20 protein-coding genes are annotated in these 26150 nt (G+C 52.1%); 8 read left to right on the forward strand and 12 right to left on the reverse strand.

The annotated features are described in order from the left end of the window. Nucleotides 1–7: 7 nt before the first annotated feature. The 8 genes from B5X72_RS08845 to B5X72_RS08880 form a co-directional block, all read right to left on the reverse strand. Nucleotides 8–1393 carry a RagB/SusD family nutrient uptake outer membrane protein gene (locus B5X72_RS08845; RefSeq protein ID WP_079716469.1) on the reverse strand — a complete coding sequence of 462 codons (1386 nt, stop codon included), beginning with the start codon at nucleotides 1391–1393 and terminating at the stop codon, nucleotides 8–10. An 11-nt stretch (nucleotides 1394–1404) separates the two neighbouring features. Then, entirely contained in the window at nucleotides 1405–4737 is a 3333-nt protein-coding gene (locus B5X72_RS08850) for a TonB-dependent receptor (protein ID WP_200122186.1), read from the reverse strand. Between the two features lie 386 nt (nucleotides 4738–5123). Then, entirely contained in the window at nucleotides 5124–8015 is a 2892-nt protein-coding gene (locus tag B5X72_RS08855) for a tetratricopeptide repeat protein (protein ID WP_139378607.1), read from the reverse strand. Nucleotides 8016–8059: 44 nt separating this feature from the next. After that, complete coding sequence (locus B5X72_RS08860) at nucleotides 8060–9541, reverse strand: S10 family peptidase (RefSeq protein ID WP_079716471.1); 1482 nt, start codon at nucleotides 9539–9541, stop codon at nucleotides 8060–8062. A gap of 66 nt (nucleotides 9542–9607) precedes the next feature. After that, nucleotides 9608–11131 (reverse strand): SusD/RagB family nutrient-binding outer membrane lipoprotein, encoded by a 1524-nt coding sequence (locus tag B5X72_RS08865; protein ID WP_079716472.1) that lies wholly within the window; start codon nucleotides 11129–11131, stop codon nucleotides 9608–9610. A 29-nt stretch (nucleotides 11132–11160) separates the two neighbouring features. Then, complete coding sequence (locus B5X72_RS08870) at nucleotides 11161–14370, reverse strand: SusC/RagA family TonB-linked outer membrane protein (protein WP_079716473.1); 3210 nt, start codon at nucleotides 14368–14370, stop codon at nucleotides 11161–11163. A 158-nt stretch (nucleotides 14371–14528) separates the two neighbouring features. Next, entirely contained in the window at nucleotides 14529–15686 is a 1158-nt protein-coding gene (locus B5X72_RS08875) for a FecR family protein (protein ID WP_079716474.1), read from the reverse strand. 118 nt (nucleotides 15687–15804) lie between these two features. Then, a complete protein-coding gene (locus B5X72_RS08880) occupies nucleotides 15805–16344 on the reverse strand; it encodes an RNA polymerase sigma-70 factor (RefSeq protein ID WP_079716475.1) in 540 nt (179 codons plus the stop codon). A gap of 222 nt (nucleotides 16345–16566) precedes the next feature. Here B5X72_RS08880 and B5X72_RS08885 point away from each other — a divergent pair, with 222 nt between their 5' ends. The 7 genes from B5X72_RS08885 to mnhG are packed head-to-tail and all read left to right on the forward strand — an operon-like array spanning nucleotide 16567 to nucleotide 22318. After that, on the forward strand, nucleotides 16567–18876 hold the full coding sequence (locus B5X72_RS08885) for a putative monovalent cation/H+ antiporter subunit A (RefSeq protein WP_079716476.1): 2310 nt from the start codon (nucleotides 16567–16569) through the stop codon (nucleotides 18874–18876). Nucleotides 18877–18878: 2 nt separating this feature from the next. Continuing rightward, a complete protein-coding gene (locus B5X72_RS08890) occupies nucleotides 18879–19292 on the forward strand; it encodes a Na+/H+ antiporter subunit B (RefSeq protein ID WP_079716477.1) in 414 nt (137 codons plus the stop codon). A 2-nt stretch (nucleotides 19293–19294) separates the two neighbouring features. Further along, nucleotides 19295–19651, forward strand: a complete 357-nt coding sequence (locus B5X72_RS08895) for a Na+/H+ antiporter subunit C (protein ID WP_079716478.1) — start codon at nucleotides 19295–19297, stop codon at nucleotides 19649–19651. Beyond that, a complete protein-coding gene (locus B5X72_RS08900; RefSeq protein ID WP_079716479.1) occupies nucleotides 19648–21171 on the forward strand; it encodes a proton-conducting transporter transmembrane domain-containing protein in 1524 nt (507 codons plus the stop codon). Before B5X72_RS08895 ends, B5X72_RS08900 begins: the two co-directional genes overlap by 4 nt. A gap of 12 nt (nucleotides 21172–21183) precedes the next feature. Beyond that, complete coding sequence (locus tag B5X72_RS08905) at nucleotides 21184–21660, forward strand: Na+/H+ antiporter subunit E (RefSeq protein WP_079716480.1); 477 nt, start codon at nucleotides 21184–21186, stop codon at nucleotides 21658–21660. After that, nucleotides 21657–21929, forward strand: coding sequence for a cation:proton antiporter (locus B5X72_RS08910; protein ID WP_079716481.1), 273 nt, complete (start codon nucleotides 21657–21659; stop codon nucleotides 21927–21929). Before B5X72_RS08905 ends, B5X72_RS08910 begins: the two co-directional genes overlap by 4 nt. After that, entirely contained in the window at nucleotides 21926–22318 is a 393-nt protein-coding gene (mnhG, locus tag B5X72_RS08915; protein WP_079716482.1) for a monovalent cation/H(+) antiporter subunit G, read from the forward strand. The genes B5X72_RS08910 and mnhG overlap by 4 nt, the downstream gene beginning before the upstream one ends. A 33-nt stretch (nucleotides 22319–22351) precedes the next feature. Here mnhG and B5X72_RS08920 read toward each other — a convergent pair whose 3' ends face one another. Together B5X72_RS08920 and B5X72_RS08925 are read right to left on the reverse strand one after the other, a co-directional pair. Continuing rightward, a complete protein-coding gene (locus B5X72_RS08920; protein ID WP_079716483.1) occupies nucleotides 22352–23452 on the reverse strand; it encodes an NADH:flavin oxidoreductase in 1101 nt (366 codons plus the stop codon). 22 nt (nucleotides 23453–23474) lie between these two features. After that, nucleotides 23475–23774, reverse strand: coding sequence for an ArsR/SmtB family transcription factor (locus B5X72_RS08925; RefSeq protein WP_079716484.1), 300 nt, complete (start codon nucleotides 23772–23774; stop codon nucleotides 23475–23477). Nucleotides 23775–23878: 104 nt separating this feature from the next. Here B5X72_RS08925 and B5X72_RS08930 point away from each other — a divergent pair, with 104 nt between their 5' ends. Further along, nucleotides 23879–24814 carry an alpha/beta fold hydrolase gene (locus B5X72_RS08930; protein ID WP_079716485.1) on the forward strand — a complete coding sequence of 312 codons (936 nt, stop codon included), beginning with the start codon at nucleotides 23879–23881 and terminating at the stop codon, nucleotides 24812–24814. Here the strand turns inward: B5X72_RS08930 and B5X72_RS08935 are convergent. Further along, nucleotides 24807–25265: a DUF4180 domain-containing protein gene (locus tag B5X72_RS08935; RefSeq protein WP_245826896.1), complete on the reverse strand. Its 459-nt coding sequence runs from the start codon at nucleotides 25263–25265 to the stop codon at nucleotides 24807–24809. The two genes, B5X72_RS08930 and B5X72_RS08935, sit on opposite strands and share 8 nt — an antisense overlap. Then, nucleotides 25241–26149 carry a class A beta-lactamase, subclass A2 gene (bla, locus tag B5X72_RS08940; RefSeq protein WP_139378608.1) on the reverse strand — a complete coding sequence of 303 codons (909 nt, stop codon included), beginning with the start codon at nucleotides 26147–26149 and terminating at the stop codon, nucleotides 25241–25243. Before bla ends, B5X72_RS08935 begins: the two co-directional genes overlap by 25 nt. Nucleotide 26150: the final 1 nt, after the last annotated feature.

Genomic DNA, 26150 nt, shown 5'->3' on the forward strand with positions numbered 1-26150 from the left:
TTTTTGACTATCGGTAAGCCTCATTTTGTTGTACATTGTTATTAGCCCGGGTTTCAACCGAAGGGATGGGCATGACTTGCCTACCCGCATTCGATAACGAATAGCTGGGCTGGCTTCCTGTGGTCCGCACAATGTTGGTAAATACCGTTGTGCCAAGCCCCCGGCGGATGACGTCAAACCAGCGCTGTCCCTCGCCCACAAACTCCAGGCGCCGTTCTTCCAGGATAGCCGCAATGATCGCGTCCTTGCCTGCAGCAGTCCGCGCTGCTACACCAGCCCTTGCACGCACGGCATTCAAATCTTCCAAAGCACCATCAAAGTTCTCCAATTCGGCGCGCGCCTCAGCACGTATAAGGTACTGCTCCGCCAGGCGAAGCAACTGAAAATTATCCCCCTCTTGCGGATCATCCCATTTCGTAGGGTAATAAACCGGCCGGGCAGGATTCTGTGCAATCAACTGGGCACGCGTATCAGCCGGGTCAGCCACAATCGCCTCGTAGGTCGATTGATGAAGCGCAGTACCTCCCCGCGCACTCAGGTTGGACGGGTAGTACCAATTGCGCAGCCCGTTGATATCCACATTGCTAAACTGCACTTCAAACAACGACTCTTCCGTATTCTTGTTCCTGAAAATGCTCATAAAAGGCACATTCAGTGATTTCCCCGCAATCGCATCGGTGGCATACTGTTCAGCCAAATCCCATTGCCGGTTATACAGGTAATACCGGGCCAGCAGTGCGCGCGCGGCGGGTTTGGTTGCTTTCACTTTAGACAATACCGTAGACGACCGCGCTTCGGGCAGCAGCTGCAGTGCCTGAAGCAAATCCGACTCAGCCTGCGCATATGTTTCGGCCAATGTACTTCTTGGCTTCAAATCACTTTCCGTGATGCCCGAAGAAGGCGTCAAGACGATCACGGCACCCAACTCACCATACACCTGCGGATACCCCCCGAAAAAGCGCGCCAGATCGAAATAAGCCAAGCCCCTGACCCAGTAAGCTTGTCCCAGCATATCATCCTTGATCCCTTGATCGATAGCCATTTCGGGCACATAAGCGATGATGTTGTTTGCGATATCGATACACCGGTAAAACGACGTATACAAATCCTCTACCTCGGAGTTGTCCACACTCCAGTTAAATTCATCGGTAGCAATCAATGCGTCCCACGTGTCAATCTGTTGCGACATGTCCGACGCCACGTCGGACAAGACCTGCACACGCCACATATACGGCGTTTGCAAGTTGTTGTACATCCCGTTGACGGCTCCTTCAGCACTATTGAGATCAGAAAAAGCTTGGTTACTTGTAATTTGGGAGACAGGCTCCAAATCCAACAAATTGCATCCGGAAAACGTGAGCAATCCCGCACATATAACGACTAAAACTCTCATAGCAGTAATTTTTAGAATGTTAGATTTATTCCCCCCATCCACACTCGCGGCTGTGGCATTACACCCTGGTCTATGCCTTGAACGGTTTCTGACGGGCTTACCGACACCTCGGGATCCAATCCAGTATAGTTGGTAAACGTCAGCACGTTTTGTCCAGACACATACAGCCGCAACTGGCTAAGCCCCAATTTTTGGATGGCGCTGCTTGGCAGCGAATACCCCAGGCTGATGTTTTTCAGCCGTAGATAAGACGCATCCTCAATATGCCTTGATGGGCGGTAGTTGACATTGTAGTTGATGTTTGCCATCCGCGGAATATCGGTCACATCGCCCGGCTGTTGCCACCGGTCCAACTGCTGCGCACTGTAGCCTGTGGTCCGCTCGCCACCATGTTCGAAAAAGTAACGGTTGTAGTTGAATACATAATTTCCGTAACTAAACTGCAGGAAAGCAGACAGGTCAAAATCCTTATACCGCCAGGTATTGGTGAGCCCGCCCTGGAAATCGGGCCAAGCATTTTTATCCGAAATGAAGCGGTCTCTGTTTACGTTAAACTGGCCGTCGTCGCCCGTCCGCCAGATGATATTTCCCGTTTGAGGGTCAACCCCCAATTGTTCATGCACATAAAACGAATACAGCGGATATCCTTCTTCCAGCCGAATATATTCCCGTGAAAATTGGTTGAAAGGCGAAGCAAGCTTCTTAATCAAGTTCCTGTTTTGCGACACATTCAAATTGATATCCCACGAAAATTGCTCATTGTTAATCGCCTGGGCATTGATCCCGAGCTCAATACCCCGGTTTTCCATTTCGCCGTAGTTTTGCAGCATCACGCTATATCCGGTAGATCTCGGCGTAGGCACTTCCAGCAACAGGTCCTTTGTCTGCTTGTCATAATAGTCCAACGTCAAGCCCAATCTGTTGTTGAAAAAGCCGATATCGACCCCGATATTCAGTTGGGCGGTGGTCTCCCATTTCAGGTCCGGATTGGCCAGCTGCACCGGATTGAACCCAGCCAAGTCGCCATAAGAAGCCGCTCCACCGGCACCCGGTGTGGTTCCGCCGCCGCCCCGATAACCGCCTCGCTGACCTCCCCACAACCCCAGGGACGCATAGTTACCAATACCGCTTTGGTTACCAGTTACACCATAGCTGACGCGCCATTTCCACTGCGAGATCACCGGCAGCTGCTGCATGAAGGCTTCATCTGACATCACCCAGCCCAACGATGCCGAGGGGAACAATCCCCAGCGATTGTTGGCACCGAACCGAGAAGAGCCATCGTACCGCATGTTTACACTGACGAGGTATTTCTGTTGGAAGTCATAATTTATCCGGCCAAACACCGAAGCTATTGCCCATTCGCTTTCATCGCCACTTGAATTCTTGACAGCCGCCGAAGATATTTTTCTAAAGCTGTCACTGGGGAATCCCTGTCCCGTTGCAGTCACAAACGTATTTTTATTTTTTTGGAACGTCGTGCCCGCCAGGAAGTCCAGGTTGTGTACAGCATTGAAACTGGTCTTATAGGTCAGTATATTTTCATTGATCCAATTCAGGTCGTTGACCACGCTGCTCGTCGCCTCACCACCTACGCCCGCACCGGCCACCATCTTGGTATTTGCATAGTTGTCTTCCTGGATGTAGTTATTGTCCAAGCTCCAGGTCGTCCGAAACACCAGTCCCTCGATGATTGTCCAATCTGCAAAGAAATTACCGATAAGCCGGTTTGTATTCATCAAGTAGTCCGTCTCGTTGACAATGGCCAGCGGGCTTTCCCAAACCGGGCGGTTGTACGATCCGTCCTCGTTGTAGGCCGGGATATTGCTTGGATAGAAAAACGCATTGGCCAACGCGGAGTTGATGTTGTTCCCATTTTGAATCCGGTTGCGCCGGCTGTTGGAATAAAAGATACTCGTTCCGAATTTTAAGCGGTCGGCCGCCGAAAAGTCGATGTTGCTCCGAAACGATTTGCGATTAAACATGACCGGCTTCATGATCCCTTCCTGATTAAAATTATTGGCAGACACCATATAGCGTATCCGTTCGTTGCCCCCTGAGATTGAGGCATCGACATTGTACATCGCCCCCTGCTGCATGATGGGATCCATCCAATTGGTATTTATGGCATTATCGGGATTGGCATATGGCGGGGCAAAGGCCGCTCCCGAAGGGTTCAGTGCATCGAGGCTTCCATAGCGGTCTATCCAGTTATTGGCCGCCGCCTCATTTTGCAACCGCTCGAATGCCGGGCCGTCAACGCGCAGTTCATTCGGGTCTTTCCACGCCTTGGAAGTACCCGCATAGCTCGAAATCGAGATCGTCGGCTTACCGGATTTCCCACGTTTCGTCGTGATCAGGACCACCCCGTTGGCCGCCCTGGCGCCATAGATTGCCGTCGCCGCCGCATCTTTCAATATTTCCATAGACTCAATGTCGGATGGATTCAAATCCGCAAGCGGGTTGGTCGGTTGGCCGAAGGTCGTCCTTGCCAGGTTCTGTGACACAATCGGCACACCATCGATGACATACAACGGCTCGGAGCTGGCATTGATGGACGTACTCCCCCGTACCCGCACCACCATGCCTGCGCCCGGCTCACCGGAGGCGGCCGTCACCTGTACCCCCGGGGCCCGTCCCTGGAGCATCTGATCGGGGCTTGGCATGGGTAGATCTTTCAGCGTTTCACCATCCACACGGGCAATAGCGCTGGTCACTGTCCGGCGGCTCTGCTCGCCATACCCCACCACCACCACTTCATCCAACTGCGACGCGTCTTCCTGCAGCTGGACGTGGTAAGGGCCCTCGTTTGTCACCGTCACTTCCTTTGGTAAATAGCCGATATAAGACACCTGAATGGTAGCATTTTTGGGCACCCGCAGGGTAAATCCACCCTCGGTATCCGTTTTTGTACCGATACTTGCCTGGTTTTTCACCGATACCGTAGCCCCGGCCAAGCTTTCGCCACCCGCGTCTTTAACCGTGCCGGTAATGGTCACTTCTTCCTGCACAGGCGTGGCCATTTCATGCTTCATGTTGGCAAACTGCGCCTTCGGAAGCGTGATGATGATCGTTTCCGAAATAATTTTGTAGGCCATGCCCTGTGGATAAATCACACGGTTCAGCACGTGCTGTATATCGGCATTCTTTACCGAAATACTCACCAGGTCCGATGACTGGACTACTTCATCGCTGTACAGAAAACGATAGTCCGTCTGTTTGGTGATTTCGCTAAAAACATGTTCGAGCTTAGCATTCTTTAGGGACAGCGTCACCTTCTGCGCGCTGCTTTCCGCATACGCGCCAGCTACAAATGCAATAAGCAACAAACAAGTAATCTTCACAGCGATTAGGAATTTAGTGCACCGAGCATACCAGCATTTACGGTTTGGCATACCCTTGCCAATTGAAAAGTATTTCATACTTTTGCCTAATTAAGGGTTAATTGATAGATTAATTGATACTTGTTTAGCTTTTAACCTTCCGGGAGTGCTGCCAACACTCCCGTTCTTCTTTTACAAGCTTTTTCTTTTCAAATCCAGCATTTTTTCCATTTTGTCGGGTTTTTCCATCGTTTTTGATTTGTTGGATACCAGTTAGTTACTATAAAGAAACGAAGCGTCCCAATCGGGGTGACAAGAACCGCAATTTTTATTCGTTTAATAACCCCATGCGGCCAAAACCGGTCTGCTGCTACCGGTTTTTGGCCTACATGGAGCATTTTTTAATCTTATTCCGTCGCCACGTCGGCCTTCAATCCCTCAAGTGTCCTGTCCAGTCGGCCGATTGCTGTATCATCGCCATTGTACAGGTCTTTCAGCCCTTGGTAGGCTTGCACCTGATAACGGTTGTGCCGGATGGCTTGCTCAAATAGCGCAATAGCCTCCTCGGCGCGGCCATCCTGCACGGCCAGCTGTGCAGCAGACAACGCCCGGGAAGAGCGGTAAAAGCGGTCACCGTCTTGCGGAAGCTTATCGAACAGTGCCGCTGCCTCCTGGCCTTTACCTGCTTTACTCAGCAGGCGCACCAAGCGTTGGTTGTGCAGTTCATCCAGCCGGTCAGGGTCTATCCCGTTCACCAGCAACTTTCCGAGATACACATTCAGGGAATCCGCCTTGCCTGGCTGCATGGCGTAGGCCTCAGCTATCCGCAATTCAAAATCCGGACGGCCGCTTGACGACGCTTCCAGAATGCGCTGCGCCTCCAATAAGGTGGTCACGGCTTCTGCATACCGGCCATTGGCCATCAATGCATCGGCATAGCTCCCGCGCAGGTTGTAATTTTGCGGCCTTTTGGCCACCAGTGAAGCCAATTCAGCCAACGGAGCAGCAATCCCCAGCAACGCGCGTTCGGTAGCCGCATACGCCCGTGCATCATCCTTGCGGTCCCGCAGATAAGTAGATACCTCGGCACCGATGGCCACATATTGGCCAGCCGCCTTGATCGCCTCGGCAATCAAGCCATTCCGATGATAAAAGGTGCGCAGTTGGATGGCATTTTGTGCTTTGATCTGAAAATCAGTCTCTATCGCCACCGCCTTATCATAGAGCATCGCCTGTTCGCCTATTGCAGCGTCGTTATCGCCCGATTCCCTGCCCACGATTTCAGCTTTCACCACGTAAGCTGGCGCATACCCGCTATCCAGCTCCACGACCTGTTGCACATAGCCCTTTGCGCCGGCAAAATCACCGGTTGATAACTTCAGGCGTGCGTATGCAAGCAATGCAGGTAAGTATCGGCTATCATACGTCAAGGCCGTATCCAAGTAGCGCTGCGCCAAGTTGACGTCTGCCCGCTGTGCACGGTTGCTGAGGTTGAGGTACACTTGGGCCCAATTGGATGCCATCGCATCCTTGTTGCCGGCGAGGTAAGCAGCCTCGTTTGCCGTAAGCTCCTGCAAAAACTGGTACATTTCCGGATCTTTCGTCGTCAGGTCATGATGCGTATTCATGGACTTAAAGTCCAACGGGTGCACCTTCACGTGTTCAAAGTAAGCCGGATAGGTCTGCGCCAAGTACTCCGACTCATTATTTTGCGAATAATAATCCAGCGTCAATCCCTTTTCCATCGCGTTGAAGTACAAGGCCCTGATACGCCTGTTCTGCTCATCGGTGAGCACGCGGCCATGGAACAAATGGACATACTCATGCAAGATCACATTCCGTTCGCCGTACGCCCCCCGCTCAACGTACCCGATATCCGCCGCGCCGCTGCCAACCCCACGGATGTCCATCCATTGTCTATTATCAAATGTCGTATTGAACCTGAAATGCGGCGATTTCATGGCAATCGCAAGATCGATATGCAGCGGCGGTATCACGAACGCATTGTTTTGTTTCGTCAAAAACGGGAAATAAACCACCGCGCTATACAGCTGATTCCAGACCATGCCTTTTGCTATCTCACCTGGGTAATACGTCACATCGGGGAATACTTTCGCAAAATTGTCCCAATCGTGAATGGTTGTATGCTTCAACTCCGCCGTAACCGAATCGTACGAAGCCAAGTAGGGTATCCGCTTCGATTTGATGACGGCAGACAAGCCATTATGGGCCGGCCCATAATGCTGCTTCCTTGCCAGTATCTCCAAAAATATCGCTTGGGCGGTATCCAATCTTGCCAGCCTTTCGGGATGATCGAAATCGCTGTAATAAATAGACGCACGGTGCATGAGTGGCAATACCGAGTGGTTGTACTCCTTTTCGACCTCCCGGGTCACAACCAGTGCCTGATCGACGTTACCTTCCCGCACCAGCTGATCAGCCGCTTCCAATTTCGCCCGTATGGCCTTTTCATCGTTATCGACATAATCAGCGAAGGTCAGGTTCGTATGGCCATTGCCCCAGTGCCAATGGGTTTGGAAATGCAATGGGTTGATGGCCAAGGCCACCTCCCACTGACCCGCCATATCGTCCAGCTGAGTAGCATCTATCCGTCGCCATATAGCGTATCCGTAGCTAAACCGCGCATTGGCCTCCAGGGGATTCAGCTCCAGGCACCGAAATATCGGTGCCTCGGCAAGTGCCGGCCGCTGGTCCCAGAAGTACACGTCGCCCTCCAACAGATAGGCCGCCGCAGACTGCGGGTTCCGCCGCTGCATGTCCTTGGCCAGTGCGAGCGCCTCATCGTATTTCTTCTGCAGCAACAGCGCCCTGCCCAGCACGGCCCTGAGCCGCTCATCTTCCGGGTTGGATGCCAGCATGTCTTTGCAGCGTGCTTCAGCTTCGGGCAATTTCCAGGCTTCGATAAGCAATGTCGCCTCCATGCGTGCCACCAAGGGCGAGCGGTTAGCTGCTGCCTTCACCGACCGGAGTTCACGCGCTGCCCTATCAAAATCATTATTCAACCACCAATACTCCGCGCGCAGCACCGCCTCTTCCACCTCGGTCACGTTAGCCCCCGCATCCAGGTATGACAGCACCTCATCCCACAGCCCTACCGCCAACATGCCGTCCAGGATGCCGTACATATCGCGCCCCCCCTGTTTAAGCTGAGCGCGGAGCTTCTGGCGGTGTTCTTCCAGGTGTTTCAGCGCAGCGCCGGTATCATTGACCAGATCCTGGCAAATGCCCTGGGCAAGCGCTGCAAACACCAAAAAGCAGCATATCCATATTCTTTTCATGACGTCCTGATTTTGGAACCGCATGGCCGGCCATGCGGCCAGCGCTAATACTTAGCAGGCTGGCCTTTAGCCGGCGTTGAATTTTTGATAAACTCCCGGATATCCTCATTAGCCGTTTCCAAATCCTGCTTCCTCAAGTACATCATGTGGCCACTGCGGTACCCTTTGAAACTTGTCCTGTCCAACAACTTTCCAGAAGGATCCATCTGCCACAGGTTGTATTTGGCATTGAAGTAATCGCAAGCGCCGTCGTAGTAGCCCGATTGCACCATGACGTGCAGGTAAGGATTTTGTGCCATGGCCTGGCGCAGGTTCAGCCCGGTATTGTCGTTGCTTCTGTCCCAAGGATGAACGGGGCCAAACATGTTGTACTTTACATCCGTCTGATAGTTCAGATGATTCTTGTAATAGTAATTGATGGCCGGCGTAAACGAATGCAACCAAGAGGTCAATTCCGCCGCATAGTCCGGGCGTTCGCCACCCTCTTTGAAGTCGATACCCAAATACCGCGAGTCCAGACGGCCAACGTTATACCCTCTATCGCGCAACAGTTCTTTCCAGAAGAACGACGTCGTGATATCGAAGTTATGCTGCAGAATCACCTTTTGCGAAATGCCGGAATAACGGGCCATTTTTGCGGCGATCTGCTCCCGCTCTGCTTGGGGTAAGCTCCCACCCTTGGCTATCGCGGGGATAAGCTCGTTCATGGTAAACTCCTCGACTTCGGGCAGCATGTCTGTCAGATCTTTCTGCTGCAAATCCGCCGGCAAAGCCTTGTGGAACCAGGCGGTAGCGGCATAATAAGGCCAACGCAGGGCCTTCTCCAGCGCCGTGCCCCTATCGATGCCCAAATCTGTCGGCGACACCAATATGACGCCGTTCAGGTACATCCATTGCGCGTTTTGCAGTTCGAGTGCCAAGCCGGAAACCCGGGTAGTTCCATAACTTTCGCCGATAAGATACTTAGGCGAGGGCCACCGGTTCGTCCGGGAGACAAACGTGTTCAACCATTCCGCCAGGTATTTGATGTCTGCATTTGTACCAAAGAACTGCTTGCGGTCCGCATTCTTATCCAGGATTCGCGAATAGCCGGTATTGATCGGGTCGACGAACACAATATCAGCCACGTCAAGTATAGAATACGGATTTTCCTTAATTCCATACGGCTGCAACGGATACCCTTCATCGTCGATATTGAGCAACCGCGGGCCGGTATACGCGATATGCATCCACACCGACCCCGATCCCGGCCCCCCGTTGAAGGAGATGACCAACGGCCGTGCATCCCTGTCTTTTACATCATTCCGTTCGTAATACGTGTAATGCACAGCAGCAATGGGTTTGCCCTCCTCATCCCATACCGGTTGTGTGCCTGTCGTTGCGGTGTAGCCAAAACGCTGTCCTTTGACCGTCACTTCATGCTTGGTGACGATCGTCGAATCTGCCCACGGTATCCGTTGGGCGTGCAGATTTGCGACATACAGTACCGTCAACAAAACCATCATTAACATTGTTCTCTTCCTCATATAGCTTATTGTTTAAAAGGTTATTAAAGTAAAAAATTTTTAACCCAGCGATGAGCCTACCGCTGGCTATTGCCTGGTATCCCAAAATGCCCGATCAAGCAATGACGATCGTTGCGTGATGTGCGGGTTATTATTGATTTCAGATTGCGCATAAGGCAACAACCGTGGCACCTCATCATAGATGGCAGCCGGCTGCTGATGCGGCACCAAGCTCGGGTAGCCTGTCCTGCGGTAGTCCGTCCACGGTTCTACCAGCACGGCATAATTTGCCACATACTTTTCGGTGATGATTTGTTCCAGCCGTTGCGCGTTGGTACCGCTAAGCGTACCGTGCTCAGCCAAGTAGCCGTCTATTTCTGCCTGCGTCAACCCTGCTTCCAGCATGGATGCCCGGATCCCCTCCGCAAAAAACGCATTCGGGTCGCCAGCGGCGCCGTAGAGCAGCGCTGCCTCGGCGCGGATGAAGTTATATTCGGCATAGGTGAGCAACCGCGCCGGACCATCGCCACCGTAGGTAATCGCACCGTCCTGCAGGCTGCCATTGGGGTTTATCCGAGCCGGATCAACTGCCGACGCCGTCCCATAGACGTACGAATGGATGCGCGAATAAGCCGACGATGGCTCAATATCCAGGAAGCTCGCCCCCCGGTAAGTAGCCGGGCTCGAATTGTAGGGGAATGGCACGAAATACGAACGCCTGCGCGGATCATCGTTGCTGTTCATCAAATCCACGAGGAACCTGTTCGGAAAAAACTGATTCCTGAACTGGCCGTTTTCCATGCTATACAGCGGGTTCTGGCGCTGCGATTCGGCCAAAAACGGCATCTGGAAGCTGTCGTCATTGCTTTCCATAAACTGTGCGCCGCTGTTAATCAACGCAGTGATTTGCTGCGACGCGAACGCCGCATCTTTTGCACTATAATGCAGGAAGATCCGTAGTTTCAAGGTATTGCCGAATTTCTCCCATTTTTCCCGTGCTGAAGGCCAATCGTTACTTGTATAGATTGTGGAATACTGATTGGGCGACAAGGTGGAGCTTGCCGCATTGATATCGGCAATCCCTTCATTGATCAACCGGATCAGATCAGCATATATTGCTTCATCATCGTCCACTTCGGGATACAGGTTTTCGGCATGCTTCGCCGCATTGAAGTAAGGTACATCGCCCCATGAGTCTACCACGATTTGATACACATACGCTTTCAGCAGTTTACCCACGCCGGCGTAGTGCGGGCTTCCGCCCTCCGTTGCTTTATCTATCAGGAGCTGGGCATCGCTCAGTGTTGTTCCGAAGATACGTACCCATTGGTTGTTTACGTCCGAGTCATTGATGTTGTAGCGCTCGTACTCCCTAAACGTACCGAAACCGGTATTGGGGCCATGGCCACTGAACTGCTGCACCAAAAGCGAGGCGTAGCGAAACAAATCGCTTGCTCCCATGTAGCCTACATTGACGGTCACTGAAGGCAGCAACTGGGTGACTTGCACGTCCGTCACGTTATTGGGGTCGTCATTCACATCGAGAAACTTCTCACATGACCCGAAAAGTACGACACTTGTCGTCAACAAAATATAGAATAGCTTTTTCATCTGTTTATTTAATTCTATGGTCTCCAATGTTAGAGCGTTAAACGAATACTGCCACCAATTGTACGCGCTGTTGGTTGGATGCCAAACTCCAATCCCCTTGCGTTGCTAATCCCCAGCAGGTTTTGCTCCGGATCCAGGTGCGGATAATTCGGTGCGTAGATAAACAGGTTACGCCCATAGACCGACAGGTTAACCGCTTTGATGAATTTTTGGCCACCCAGCAGCCGTGCCGGCAACCGGTAAGACAAGTTGGCTTCACGAAGCTTGAGGAAGGTGGCATCCAGCACATAACCTTCCCATGCCACATATTTCCCCTGCAAGCCGTAGTACTGCTGTGCCGTGACACCAATGTTATTTGGTGTGCCGTCTTCCAGCACGCCTTCAAAGACATAAGGTGTGGCGGGGGTACCATCCGCATTGAACCGGGGATATTCAGCAGTTTCTGCCGCTACGCCATTGATTTGCAAATCGCCGATGGTCCGCGACAGCTGGTCGCCCTTATATTTGAAGTCAAACAGGAAGGAAAACGTAAAATCCTTAAACGAGAGCGTGTTGTTCCATCCCAATACAAACTTCGGATTGGGGTTTCCGACACGTTGCACCGCCGAGGTCGGCCTTGGCAATCCGTTTGCCCCGATAATCACTTGGCCGGCCTCATTCCGTTGGTACGCATTAGACCAGATTTGGCCATATTCTTCGCCAGCAACCAAACGGATGTTGGGCGAGGTAAAGCCGCCGATGGAAATGTTATCTACCCCCGGCGCCAACTCCTCGACGACTGATCGGAAGGTCGTGAAGTTGAAGGAAGCATCCCAGTTGAAGTTTTCATTCTTGACGGGCACCACCCGCAGCAAGAGTTCAAGCCCTTTGGTAGACAACTTGCCCGCATTGGTCGATATGCTGGTAAACCCGGATGAAGACGGCACCGGTACGTTGAAGATCAAGTTGCGCGTATCACGCCGGTAGACCGACCCATCCAGAAACACCCGCCCGCTGAAGAGCGACACTTCCGTACCCAATTCGATTTCACGGGTAAACTCCGGCTCCAATTGCGGATTGCCGGCACTATTGTTCAAGGTATAGCCTGCCAAGCCATTAAAGGGGAAATTGACTGCCGTAGATCCCAAGCCATCGCCAGCATTAGCCCGGCCATAGTACGTATTGGTTTCATAAGCACTGGTGCCTTTACCCACTTCGCCAATGTTGGCCCTGATTTTCAACGACGACAGCACATCCGATTTCAGCGAAGGAAACGCCTCGGTAGGCACCCAGCTGATGGCCAGCGCAGGATAGAAAATCGATCGGTTACCCGGTGCCAAGGTCGACGAAAAATCGTTCCTCGCCTTGACGTTTACCGAAAGGAAGTTCTTATAGTCGACCACCAAGTCGGCAAATACGCCTATCGCCCGCTGCTCGTTGACGCTCGTACCGTTTGCCGTATTGTACGTCAAAAAGTTGGATTGATGATCAAACCCTCGCAAGACAATGCCAAGGCCATCCGCCCGGAGGCTGTTGCGATAGTTGGCAATAATCTCATTTCCCACGGTAGCCAATATATTGATATCCTCGCTGATTTTCCGGTTGCCGGTTACAGTGAAGTAGGAGTTGATGTTCCTGACGGTCATTGACCGATCCGTGACGCCGCCAGCGCCGGCGGAGTTGGTATTGGCATTACTCCGCACGCCCATGTCGTCGAAACCTTTCGACACGCTGTTGAACACATCCGTACCCACTTTCAAGTCGGCCTGCAACCAATCCAGGATATCATACTTAAGGTTTACATTGCCGTAAAAGCGGTTGACCTCACCACGGTTGGTAATGTGTTTGATGGACCAGTACGGGTGATCCTCTGCCGCATACCACAGCTGGTTACCCTCTTCGTCTTCAAACGGCAGGTTTGTCAAATCATAGCTTCTCGGCGCGTAGATGCCCCGCCACAGCGGGTTGGCACCCTGGTTGCCGGATTGCGTCCGATCGGAGGTATTATTGGTATACGAAAACGAAGTACCAATCCGCAACTTGTCGGAGATATTCGTCCCAACGTTTACCGATAAGTTATTCCGTGTCAGTTCGTTGTTGGGTACCAGTCCTGTTTCTTTGGTATACCCATATGAAACGCGGTAATCGTACTTATCCGTTGCGCCCGAAAAGCTGAGGTCATTCTGGGACGATATCGAATTCTGCAAGATATCCCGTATATTATTCGGGTAGGCACGTAGCACCTCTTCCTCACCAAACCAGTTTTCTACGATTTGCCCTTCGATCCGCGGTCCCCACGAGCCGGCCACGTTGTTGATGTAATTACCGTTGCTACCTTGCGCATATTCATTTTGGAAGTCGGGAAAACGGCTCACCGTACCCACCGCCGTATTGGTTCCTACCGTCACCTGGTTGCGCGTACCCTGCTTGCCTTTTTTGGTGGTAATCAGGATGACGCCCGAAGCAGCCCTTGAACCATAGAGCACGGTTGCAGCGGCGCCTTTCAGCACGCTGATGTTTTCGATATCCTGGGGGTTGATATCCGATATCCGGCTGGAGGTAACCACCCCGCTATTCACCGAGTTGTTGCCGCCCGAGTTGTCCAGAGGAATCCCATCGACCACATAGAGCGGTTGGTTGCTCCCCGTGAAGGTCGAAAAGCCGCGGATGGTGATATTTGAACCCGCGAAGCCCCCTCCAGCGCCACTGACCTGCACGCCCGCCACTTTTCCGGACAATGCGTTCGTGACGTCTGTCGTCGGTGCTTTGGTCAGTTCCTCACTTTTCATTTCACTCACCCCATAGCCCAACGTCTTCCGATCGCGCTGAATACCAAATGATGTGACGACCACTTCATCGAGTTCGGCAAACGATTCATCCAGCACCACCGTTATCGGCTTGCTATCCGTGACGGTGATTTCTTTTGCTTCATAGCCGATAAACGATACCACCAATACCGAATTTGACGGCACGGTGAGCGTGAAACGCCCGGCGGCGTCGGTGTTCGTCCCCCTGCCGGCAACGCCTTTCACATTCACCGATGCTTGCGTTAGCACGTTACCCTGCTTGTCCATCACCACCCCGCTTACGGTCAATTCCTGCATGAGGCCGCTTGCCGCATGAATACTGGCCATACTTTCTGTGTGTACGCCCATCGCCAAGACCAGCATCATCACAAAGACCGCTTTAATGGCCAGCCGTGTTTTAGGTAAGGTTGAGTCACTTAACTTGCCTGTTTTTTTGTAGAATAAAAAATGCATACGTTTATGCAATTGAGGTTAATTGAATAAGTTAGTTAAACGCGTTAGATTTTTGTAGCCATCAGTGAGCACGCGAGCACTCCCGATTTGAGGTTTGGTTTACGTTCGATAGTAGTAGCTGTCGTTCATGTTCGTTAGTTTGGTGTTAAAGTTTGTAATTATTCGAATGCTATGGTCACCGTATTCCCCGCTATCGTAAACGCCGCACCACTTACATAGCTCAGCATCTCCAATACCTCGGAAATATTCACGTTCCGCCGGATGGCACCACTATAGCCTTTGTTGGTCGGGTAGGTCCCTTGGTATTTCACCTCCACATCGTACCAACGCGATAGTTGGGCCATGATTTCGTCGATGTTATCACTTTTAAAATAAAAATCCCCTTGTTTCCAGGCGATGGCTTTCTCAATGTTTGCCGGCAGCACCGTGATGTGTTCGCCCACTTTCGCCTCCTGTCCCGGGGCCAGCAGCCGCTCACCTGTCGGGTTAGACACCCGCACGGCTCCCTGCAGCAACGTGGTAGACATCACCTTATCGTATGCATTGATATTGAAATGCGTGCCCAGCACTTCCACTTTGTTGCCATTTACATTGACAAGGAATGGCTTTTCGACATCATGAGCCACTTCAAAATAAGCCTCTCCCTGCAAGAACACCTCCCGGTCGTCTGGCCCGAAGTGTACCGGAAACCGCAGTTCGGACATGGCGTTCAGCCATACTTTCGTACCATCCGACAGCGTGATGCTGAACGTCCCGGCCTTGGGCACCACGAGCGTATTATAGATCAACCGATCGTCGTGGCTTGCACCCTGCCCATACATCAGCTCGCCCCCGCTGGTGACGATCTGCGTACCATCCTGCTCCTGCAGCTCGTGCTGGTACACCTCTAAATCCACCAGCCGCCCGTCTGACAGCCTCAGCAATGCCTTACTTCTGCCGGGCGCCACATCGTTGGCATACTGCTTGTCGGGGACAGGCTGCTGGTCGGCGGTCGTTCTGGTCAGCTGTCCGGAAAATTTAATACCCAAAAACGTAATCAGGGCTATCGCCGCCGCCACGCCGGTAAAACCCAACAGCCGTTTCCACCGTCTTCTTGTGCTTCGTGTCGAAAAACGCTCCCAGGCCGCATCCGTGTCTATACTGTTCAAGAACGCTATATCCGCATCCGATTCCCGTCCCTGAAATGATGCCAGCATTTCCTGATGCTCCGGCGACTCCGCCAACCATTGCTGGAAGACTTCATTTTCATCTTCCGACAAGTTGTTTTGGAGATACTTGCTGACCAATTTTGCGATTTGGTACGTTTTCGGATCCATTTATGTCATGATTAGTTACCGCAACAGGGCATAAAACCACACACCGCGCGGAAGAAGCCGAGCTCCCGTATTTAATATAAGAAAACGAAAGCAGGTAAAAGGGTGACAAGAAAATAAATCAACTATCAAAAAAAAGCAACAAGAGCCCGAGGAGTTCGGGATTAAACTTGCTTTTAATAAGTTTCATTCCCCGCTGTTTCTGGGTTTTTACGGTGTTGATGCTGATGTTCAGCTTTTCGGCAATCTTGAGATTAGACAGCCCTTCCAAGTAGCCCATGCGGAATACCTGCCGGCAGCTTTCCGGCATGGCCTGCATGATACGATGGATTTCATCCATCACTTCCGAGCGGATGATTTTGGCCATCACGTGGGATTCCTCAAAATCTTCCGGGCGGTAATATCCCAAAAACCGCTGCACCACCTTTTCATGACGCGAAAGGTTGAAACAAGCATTCCGCACGGCGCTGTACAAAAAGTTCTTAATGGCTACGTCATCTTCGACCAACGCATCACAGTTCTTCAAATAAGCCATGAATGCATCCTGCACGATGTCTTCGGCCAATACCTTATCGTGGACGAATTGCCAGGCAAAATGGCAAAGTCGCGGATAGTACTTTTTGAATAGCGCTTCAGGCAATAAGCTGTAATGATCTTCCATTTAATTGTGACCGGGATAACCAACGTGACAAAACTCCATAAAATAAAACCAGTCCCTCGCTCAATTCACAGTGTGTTTACAATTGGATGTCCAAATATTAACATTATAAATAAAAATAACAAAAAAACTTCAGATTCTAATCCCGCTTTTTCAACTTTTATGCATCAGCGTTGAAAAAAATGCGTATTTTAGTCGCTTTCCGCGAACAAAACAAACGAACAGATGCTATTCGCTGTACTTGCAGGTTTTATTGTTTCCATTCTCTACATCCCCTTCGGCCGGTTCTTGAAAGGCAAGCTGGCGGGGCTGGCGGCACTACTGCCCATCAGCTTGTTCGCCTATTTTGTCAGCTTCATTCCCGCTGTCAGCGACGGGCAGCGTGTGACGTTCCATCAGCCGTGGGTACCTTCATTGGGCATCAATTTCGATTTCCACCTGGATGGGCTATCGCTGCTATTCAGCCTGCTCATCACCGGTATCGGCTCACTGGTCTTTCTCTATGCGGCCCCCTATCTCCGGGGGCATCGATACCTTGATCGTTTTTATGCGTACCTAAGCCTGTTTATGGCGGCCATGCTGGGGGTCGTGCTTGCAGACAACGTGCTGTTGCTTTTTATCTTTTGGGAACTTACCAGCATCAGCTCCTTCTTTCTTATCGGTTTCAACAACGACAATGCCGCCTCGCGCAAAAGCTCGCTGATCGCCCTCGGGGTGACGGGCGGCGGCGGCTTCCTGCTTATGGCCGGTCTGGTGCTGATGGGCCACCTATCCGGCAGCTATTCCATCCAAGCGATGGTCGAGACCAACGAATACCTCAAAAACCACGTGTTATACGGGCTGATCCTCCTGTTGGTCTTCGCTGGCGCATTTACCAAATCGGCGCAATTCCCCTTCCACTTCTGGCTACCGGGGGCAATGAAAGCGCCCACTCCCATATCCGCATACCTACACTCGGCCACCATGGTCAAGGCGGGGGTCTATCTCCTGGCCCGGCTTTATCCGGTACTGGGCGGCACCGATTACTGGACCTATCCGCTGATTATCATCGGCGGCATCACCATGCTCTACAGCGCTTTCCATTCAATATTCCGCACCGATCTGAAAGGCATACTGGCCTATTCGACCATTTCTGCACTGGGTATCCTCGTGTTCCTTATCGGTATCGGCACGCCGCAGTCGCTGCTGGCCGCCTCGGTATTCATTTTGGTCCATGCGCTGTACAAAGCATCATTATTTTTGATCACCGGGGTAATTGACCACGAAACCGGCACGCGTGACATTACGCAGCTGGCCGGTCTAAGGAAGGTCCTGTTTCCGCTGGCCATAGCGGGCTTGCTCGCCGCCCTCTCAAGCGCCGGCCTGCCTTTCACCTTTGGCTTCATCGGCAAAGATTTGGTGTATGAAGCCACGCTGCATACCGATGGGGTGATGCCCATTATCCTTACGGCGCTTGCGGTCGTCACCAATATTTTCCTGCTATACGCCGGCCTGCTTGCCGGCCTGAAACCCTTCACTGGCCAGCTGCCTGATCGGTACCAACGCATTCACCTGCCGTCGTTGCTGATGTGGGCACCGCCGTTGCTGTTGGCCCTGTTGGGTATTGCCTTTGGGGCATTCCCTGCCATAGCAGACGCTTCGCTGCTCAATCCGGCTGCCTCGGCAATGATCAACAAGCCGATTGACACGCCACTGAAAATCTGGCACGGCTTCAACCTGGTGCTATTGCTCAGCGGCTTGACGCTTGCATTGGGTGCCTTCCTGTACCTGATGCGCAAGCCTTCGGCTTCCGGTCTGGACTGGATCGAACGATTCAACAACCTGTCACCCAAACACGTTATCAGCCAGTTGACACATTATGTACGCCACTTTGCCATCCGGTATACCCGTACGCTGCACAATGGCCTCCTGCGGGTGTACCTGCTCCGTATCGTTGTATTTGCCACCTTGCTGCTGGCCTTCCGCCTTTTTGCCGGCGGCAACATTTACCTGTTGCCCGGTTACCTGACGCCCCTGAGCGTCTACGAGATCGCCGTCGTGTGCATCCTGATTGCGGCCATTTACCTTACGGTCACCTCCTCTTCGCGGCTTACGGTCGTGGTGGCCACCAGCGTCATCGGCTACGGCATGTGCCTTTTGTTCGTCTTTTACAGTGCACCGGACTTGGCCATGACCCAGTTTACCATTGATACCCTTACCGTGGTGCTGTTTGTACTGGTACTATTCCGGCTGCCGCCATTCCTCAATTTTGCCAACCGCGGTGCCCGGATACGTGATTGGGTGGTCGCCGCCACATTCGGCGCAATCATTACCCTGATAGGCATACAGGTTTTGAATCAATCGTTTGACGACGCGGTGAGCAAGTTTTACGGCGACAATGCCTACATCCTGGCAAAAGGAAAAAATGTAGTCAACGTCATTTTGGTTGATTTCCGTGGCATGGACACCCTATTCGAAATTGTGGTATTGAGCATCGCCGCCATAGGCGTGTTCAGCCTGTTGAAACTAAAGCTCAAAGCATCCGAAAAAGAATAACCATGAAAAGCACGATATTAAACACGGCATCAAGCTACTTATTGCCCATTCTGTTACTTTTTTCGATATTCATTCTGCTGCGGGGACACTACCATCCAGGCGGTGGCTTTGTTGGTGGCCTTATCGCTTCCATTGCCTTTGTGCTGCATAGCTTTACCCACGGCACGGACGACACACTCAAGCTGCTCCGTATCCATCCAGGCGTACTGATTCCGGTAGGGCTTGGGCTTGCCGTCCTGAGCATGTTTGCACCCGTACTCATCGGCGATCCGGTGATGACCGGTTTGTGGTTTGACGAGCCTTTCCCTGTCATCGGCCTTATCGGCTCGGCACTGTTTTTTGACATCGGCGTGTACATTGTGGTCGTTGGCGTGGTGCTCACCATATTGTTTACCATATCCCAATACAGCGAATAGCCATGGAACTATTACTCGTCATTTTACTCGGAGTCCTGTATGCGGCGGGCATTTTTATGTTGCTCAGGAGGAGCATGGTCAAGCTGCTCATCGGCCTCATCCTGCTGGGTAATGGTGCCAACCTCATGATTTTCCTGGCAGGCGGCATCACCCGGGGCAAACCCCCTGTCATTGATGATGCGGCCAAGCTTTTCACCGATATCTACGCCGATCCCATTCCCCAAGCGTTGATTCTGACGGCCATCGTTATCAGCTTTGGGCTCCAGGCCTTTGCCATTGTACTGTTGAAGCGGGTATACGTATTGATCAATTCGGATGACCTCGACGATTTAAACACCCCGGAAGAAGAAGATATATGATTGATAATACGCTCATTTTTCCTGTAATCGTTCATTTGTTTACGGCCATTGTGCAGCTGTTTTTCTGGCGCAAGACCGTTGCCCAGCGCATTGTCAGCATCACGGGCAGCCTCATCGCGATGCTGTTGGCTACACGCCTCTTCACGGCGGTGTGGAACGACGGCATCCGCACCATGCAGGCAGCGGGATGGGACGCGCCTTTTGGCATCACGTTCGTAGCCGATGTATTCAGCAGCACCATGGTGCTGCTCACCTCGTTTTCCGGCTTGGCGGTATCCATTTATTCCGCCACCGGCGTCGCACGCGGGCGCATGCTGTACGGCTATTTCCCGATATTCCATTTCCTGCTGATGGGGCTCAACGGCGCGTTTCTTAGCGGCGACATCTTCAACCTGTACGTGTGGTTCGAGGTGATCATCATCGCGTCATTCGTGCTCATGACACTCGGTGGCCGCAAGGCGCAGATTGAGGGTGCCGTCAAATACATGGCCATGAACATCCTGGCTTCCACGTTCTTCCTCACCGGCATCGGCATCCTTTACGGCATCACCGGCACACTCAACATGGCCGACCTGTCGCTCAAAATCGCCGCTCTCGAAAACCGCAAGCTGGTAGACCTCACGGCCAGCTTCTTCATCATTGGCTTCGGCATCAAGTCGGCTGTCTTCCCACTGTACTTTTGGCTGCCCTCGTCGTACCATACGCCGCCCTCTGCGGTTGCGGCCGTCTTCGGGGGGTTATTGACCAAAGTGGGCATTTACGCCTTGTTCCGTGTTTTTACCCTCATTTTCATCCCCGACGATTTCCTGGCCACGCTGCTGGTCATCCTGGCGATATTTACCATCCTCACGGGCACCTTTGGCGCGGTCATCAAAAACAATATCCGCCGGGTATTTTCGTACCTTATCGTCTGCCACATCGGCTTCATGTTAGGCGGCTTGGGCATGTATTCGGAGATTGCGCTTACGGGAGCGCTGCTCTATTTATTTCATGACATCATGGTCAAGACGAATATCTTCCTTATCGCCGGCCTTATCCGGAAGCTACGCGGTACGATGAACATGGATAAGCTCGGCGGCCTCTATGCCGAGTACCCGTTATTGTCACTGGTTATGGCCCTCGTGCTCTTTTCGCTGGTGGGCGTGCCGCCGCTCTCTGGATTCTGGCCCAAAATTTACCTGTTTGAGGCCGGCTTCATGGACGGGCAGTATGCGCTGGTGGCCGCTATCATCGTGGGCAGCTTTGCCACCCTATACGTCATCGCCAAACTATGGGCCAAGGTATTCTGGAAAGACCAGCCGGACGCACCGGACGGGGAAACGCCCGCGGACGAGTTCAAGCCGCTCAACCCGTTCAGGAAATCACTTTTGGTCGTGCCGATTGTTTTCTTGGCAGCCATCACGCTGTACATCGGTCTGGCCGCTGAAAATGTTGCCGCGGTGGCCAAACACATCGCACACGAGATGAAAGACATTTCACCGTATATCGAAGCCGTTTTAGGACCCAATGTATCACCGTAAAAACGTAACGTCATGGTAAAACAATTTTTGATGAACCTCCTGCTCGCCTTCACCTGGGTTGCATTGACGGGCGTACTGTCCTACTCCAACTTCCTATTTGGCTTTGCCGTTGGTTTTCTGTTGCTGTGGCTGATGAACCGCAATGAAAGCGACCACCGCTATTTCACGCGCGTGCCGAAGATTATCGGGTTTTTCCTGTATTTCCTATATGAAATGATCCGCGCCAACATCCAGGTGGCCTATGACGTTATCACACCCAAGTTTTTTATGAAACCCGGCATTGTCAAGTATCCGATGAATGCCAAGAGCGATTTTGAGATCAACCTGCTCTCTACGGTCATCTCCCTGACGCCGGGCACCCTTATCCTCGATGTGAGCGAAGACCGCAAAGTACTGTACATCCATGTGATGTATCTCAGAGACAAAGATCAGTTCATCCAGCAAATCAAGGATGGTTTTGAACGCAGACTATTGGAGATTATACGATGACATTAAGTACCTATATTGATTACGTGATTTTGCCCATTCTGGGCGTAGCCTTGCTGCTGGTATTGGTCCGGATATTCAAGGGTCCCACGATCGTGGATCGCGTGATAGCCTTGGACCTGCTGATAACCATTGGCGTGGGCGTCATCACGGTATTCAGCATTAGCACACAAAAATCGACATTCATCGATGTGGCGATGATTCTTGCGCTGATTGCCTTTCTGGGCACCATCGCGTTTTCGTATTACTTAGAAAAAAGGGGGAGAAAATGATCGATATTCTTATTGGCACATTATGCACCATCGGTGCAGTCGCTATCCTTATTGCCGCCATCGGCATCCTGCGGATGCCCGATTTCTATTTACGGCTATCCGTCACGGTCAAGGCCGCCACACTTGGCGGGGGGTTGCTGCTGCTGAGCGCCGCCTTCTATTTCCCGGAAGAAGTGTCGGTGACGACCAAGGCAGTGGCCATCATCTTCTTCCTCACGCTCACCGCCCCTGTAGCGGCCCACCTCATTGGCCGTACCGCCTACTTCATCGGCACGGAAAAGTGGAAAGGCACCATACGAGACGATTTGGCGGGCATGTATGACAAGGAGACCCACCAGCTCGGCAGTGGCGACAATGAAGGAGACAACATCTCGCACCCATCGTCGTGAGGGATTCAGTTAGCGACGTGCATAACGCGATGATTACACCAATTCGGCGAGCGCCTCTTTCGTAAAGCCCCTTAGCTCATCTGCACGGCCCAACTTGATTTTGAGCAGCCAGTCCGGATCGGCCAACAAGGCCCTGCCTACGCCCACCAGGTCAAAATCGCCCCGGTCAAAACGGCGCAGCAGCTCATCCAACCCGCTTGGCACGGAGCTTTCGCCGCGGAAGGCGGCGAGGAACTCACCCGAAAGGCCGACCGACCCAACCGTAATCGTTGCTTTTCCCGTCAGTTTCTTGGCCCATCCGGCAAAGTTAAGATCAGCGCCTTCAAATTCAGCATCCCAGAAACGGCGTTGCGAGCAATGGAAAATGTCCACACCCGCATCGGCCAATCGTTGCAGCCACGCTTCCATTTCCTGCGGTGTCTTGGCCAACTTGTTTCCATAATCCGCAGGCTTCCATTGCGATAAACGCAGGATAATGGCAAAATCGTTACCCACCTGCCTCCGCACCTCTTTTACTACCTCTACGGCAAACCGGCTTCGCTCAACCAAGGTTTTACCGCCGTAGCCATCGGTCCGGGTGTTGGTGGCTTCCCAAAAAAACTGGTCGATCAAGTACCCATGTGCGCCATGGATTTCGACGCTGTCGAAGCCCAGCCGTTTGGCATCAGCGGCAGCACGGCCAAAAGCAAGAATGGTTGCCTCGATATCTGCCTCGGTCATGGCTACGCCATTGGCAAACCCCGGCCTATTGAATTCAGACGGCCCTTCAAACGGCATCGGCGGCAGCCAGCCCGAATGGTGGTTGTCCATAATGCCCTGGTGCCATATCTGGGGGGCCATGCTTCCACCGGCAGCATGCACTTCCTCGATGACCTGCTGCCAGCCCGCGAGCGCTTGCTGGCCATAAAAATGCGGAATATTCGGGTCGGCCGATGAAGAAGCCCGGTCAATGACCGTTCCTTCAGACAAAATCAGTCCCACCTCTCCGGCAGCGCGCTTAGCATAGTACCGCGCTACCTCAGCAGTAGGTATACCATTCGGCGAAAATGAACGTGTCATCGGCGCCATTACGATCCGATTTTTCAGGTTCAGGGATTTCAGTTGAAAAGGCTTAAAAAGCGTTGTCGTGTCCATTGAATTTGATATCTTGAATGACTTAAAGTGTAGATTGCACGAACTTTCCCAACGCCTCAAACGCTTCGTCGTTGCGTTTGTAATAGGTCCATTGCCCCATGCGGGTAGCCGTTATCAATCCCACCCGCTGCAGCAATGCCAAGTATTCGGATACCGTAGACTGCGTCAGCCCACATTTTTGCTGGATTTGCCCCACGCAACCCCCCACTTCGGTAAACGAATGCCCCTGCGGCGGGAAATGCTTCTCCGGCTCCCGCAGCCACTGCAGAATTTGCAAACGCGTTTGGTTTGATAAGGCTTTGAAAATCTCCAGTTCGTTCATGGCACAAAGATATATCGGTTTTTCCCGATATACCAATAAACAAACAACGTATGACATTCCTGTGATTCTGCATTGATTTTCAATTGCTACCTTTAACTACCAATATGAAAAGTGTTGCACCTGATCATATTCATTACACGGTATACCAGCCGGAAGGAACAGCCGTAAAGGCAGCTATCCTACTGCTGCATGGCATGCAAGAGCACAGCGGGCGGTATGAACGTTTTGCGAACTATTTAAAAAAACAAGGCTATGCCATGCTCACCTACGACCATATCGGACATGGGCGTACCGCAAAAACGAAAGAGCAGTTGGGATTTTTCCGCAGGAACCAGCCCGACAAGCTTTTGGTTGATGACGCCGTACGCATGGCCGATTTCATGTCGCAGCGCTTTCCGGGTGTACAACTGTTTTTGATGGGGCACTCCATGGGTTCGTTTATGGCCCGCGTGCTGCTCCAGAGGTCCGCACACCGTTTTGATGGGGCCATCCTGATGGGGACGGGCGGCCCGAATCCGTTGGCCGCCCTGTTTCGTCCGGTACTGTACATGGCCAACCTTATCGCACCTACCAAACGCAGCAAGCGGCTCAACGGCCTCTTCGGTGCGATTAACAACCATAAATTCAGGCACGAAAAACCCAATGACGGCACGAATTGGCTGAGCGCCGGTTTAACAAACCGAAAAACATTCCTTGACGACGACCTATGTGGCGTGGCTTTCAGCAACAATGCATTCTTCGGCCTCATTTCCCTCAATATCGAGGCGACCCGGTCCAGCTGGGCAAAACGCATCCCCAAAAAGATGCCATTGCTGTTTGTCAGCGGTGCGGACGACCCCATCGGCGAATTCGGGAAAGGTGTGGAAAAGACAGCGGTGGATCTGCGGCACCGCGGATTTGAACACGTCGTTTGGAAGCTCTATTCCGGTATGCGCCATGAAATACTCAACGAGGACGACTGCCTGCTGGTTTTCGATGACATCACGCAGTGGCTGGAGCAAACCGTATCCCACAACGTCTCTAGCCGGGACGCTACTTAGCCAACGTGTCCAGTGCCTCGCCAACGGAGGCAACAAAATTAATATGCTTCCCCTGATTGCTTTCGTAAATAAAATCCTTCAGGCTTTGGCTTGTAAACTTCGAAAAGTCGCCGACTATTGCCAGACGGATACGGTAATTCGAAAATTTCTGAAGTATCTCGCCCGCCATCTTGTTTTTTAAGTCAAAAAAATCCGCGGTGACATTCTGCTCGTAGATAATGACACTGTCAAAGCCTTGATAATAGATATTACCCAGCAGATCCAATGCATCATCAGCGTGCTGAATGATTACGTTGTCTGAAGTTACTTCAGCAATTTCCTTACCGTTTACCTTATGGATTTGGATGTTCATGATACCCCGACCGCCGTCTTGCAAGTATACAAAATTTCCGCGCGCTTTCCTGTGCGCGGCGGCTTGAATATTTTTTACTGGCGCGCAAAATAATCCCATGCCGCTTTGGCAATGTCAGCAATGATTCGCTCATTTGTTTCCAGATCCTCCTTCGAGTCGGTTACAAACACGCTGATGTAAAAATAGTTGCCATCCGGCAGAAACACCACACCAATGTTATTTACGGCAGCGGTTATGCCTGTGACTTCATTCCGGCCAGACCAACCCGTTTTGTGGGCCACGACTGTCCCTTCCGGCAACTGCCCCTTCAGCCGGTTCTTCCCGGTTTCAGTGGTTTTCATCAGCCCCCACAGGAAATCATAGCTTTCCGGCGAAAGCAGGTTATCCCGGTTTTCATAGCATGCTTGCAGGATGCGGTTGGCCTCATTCGGTGTCGTCCAGTTCCGGAACTGCGCCTCCCAGTCGCCCTGCATAATTTCTTCATTGATCTTGATGGAAATCTCCTTAAAGCTGCGCTCATGGAAGTACCGCTCAACCACCTGCGGCGAGCCAAGAAGCCGCAGCAAGACGTCGCACCCCACATTGTCGCTCAGCGAAACGGTGTATCGAAGTATTTCGGCAATGGTAAGCGTAGCACCTTCGGGATACGTTTCCCGTATCGGGCTGTAAATCCCCGGCAGCAGCTCGCTCTTTTTGATTGTTATTTTTTGGTCAAGGGAGAATGTACCCTTGTCTACCTCCGAAAGCATGGCCACGGCAATCGGAAACTTGAAGACGCTCTGCATGGGAAAGCGCCTCGATCCATAAACGCTCAGCGTATCTTGACCGTCGCGGCCAGTGATGGCCACACCGACGACCGCATCTTTCGAATCGGCGATTTGCGCTATCTGCCGGCGCAGCGTTGCAATGGATTGCGAGTAGGCCTCCGCCGAAACCAATAAGCCCAACAGAAACAGTAATCGCATCTTTTTAAGCATTTTCACG

It is taken from the genome of Parapedobacter luteus (assembly GCF_900168055.1).
Lineage (GTDB): Bacteria > Bacteroidota > Bacteroidia > Sphingobacteriales > Sphingobacteriaceae > Parapedobacter > Parapedobacter luteus.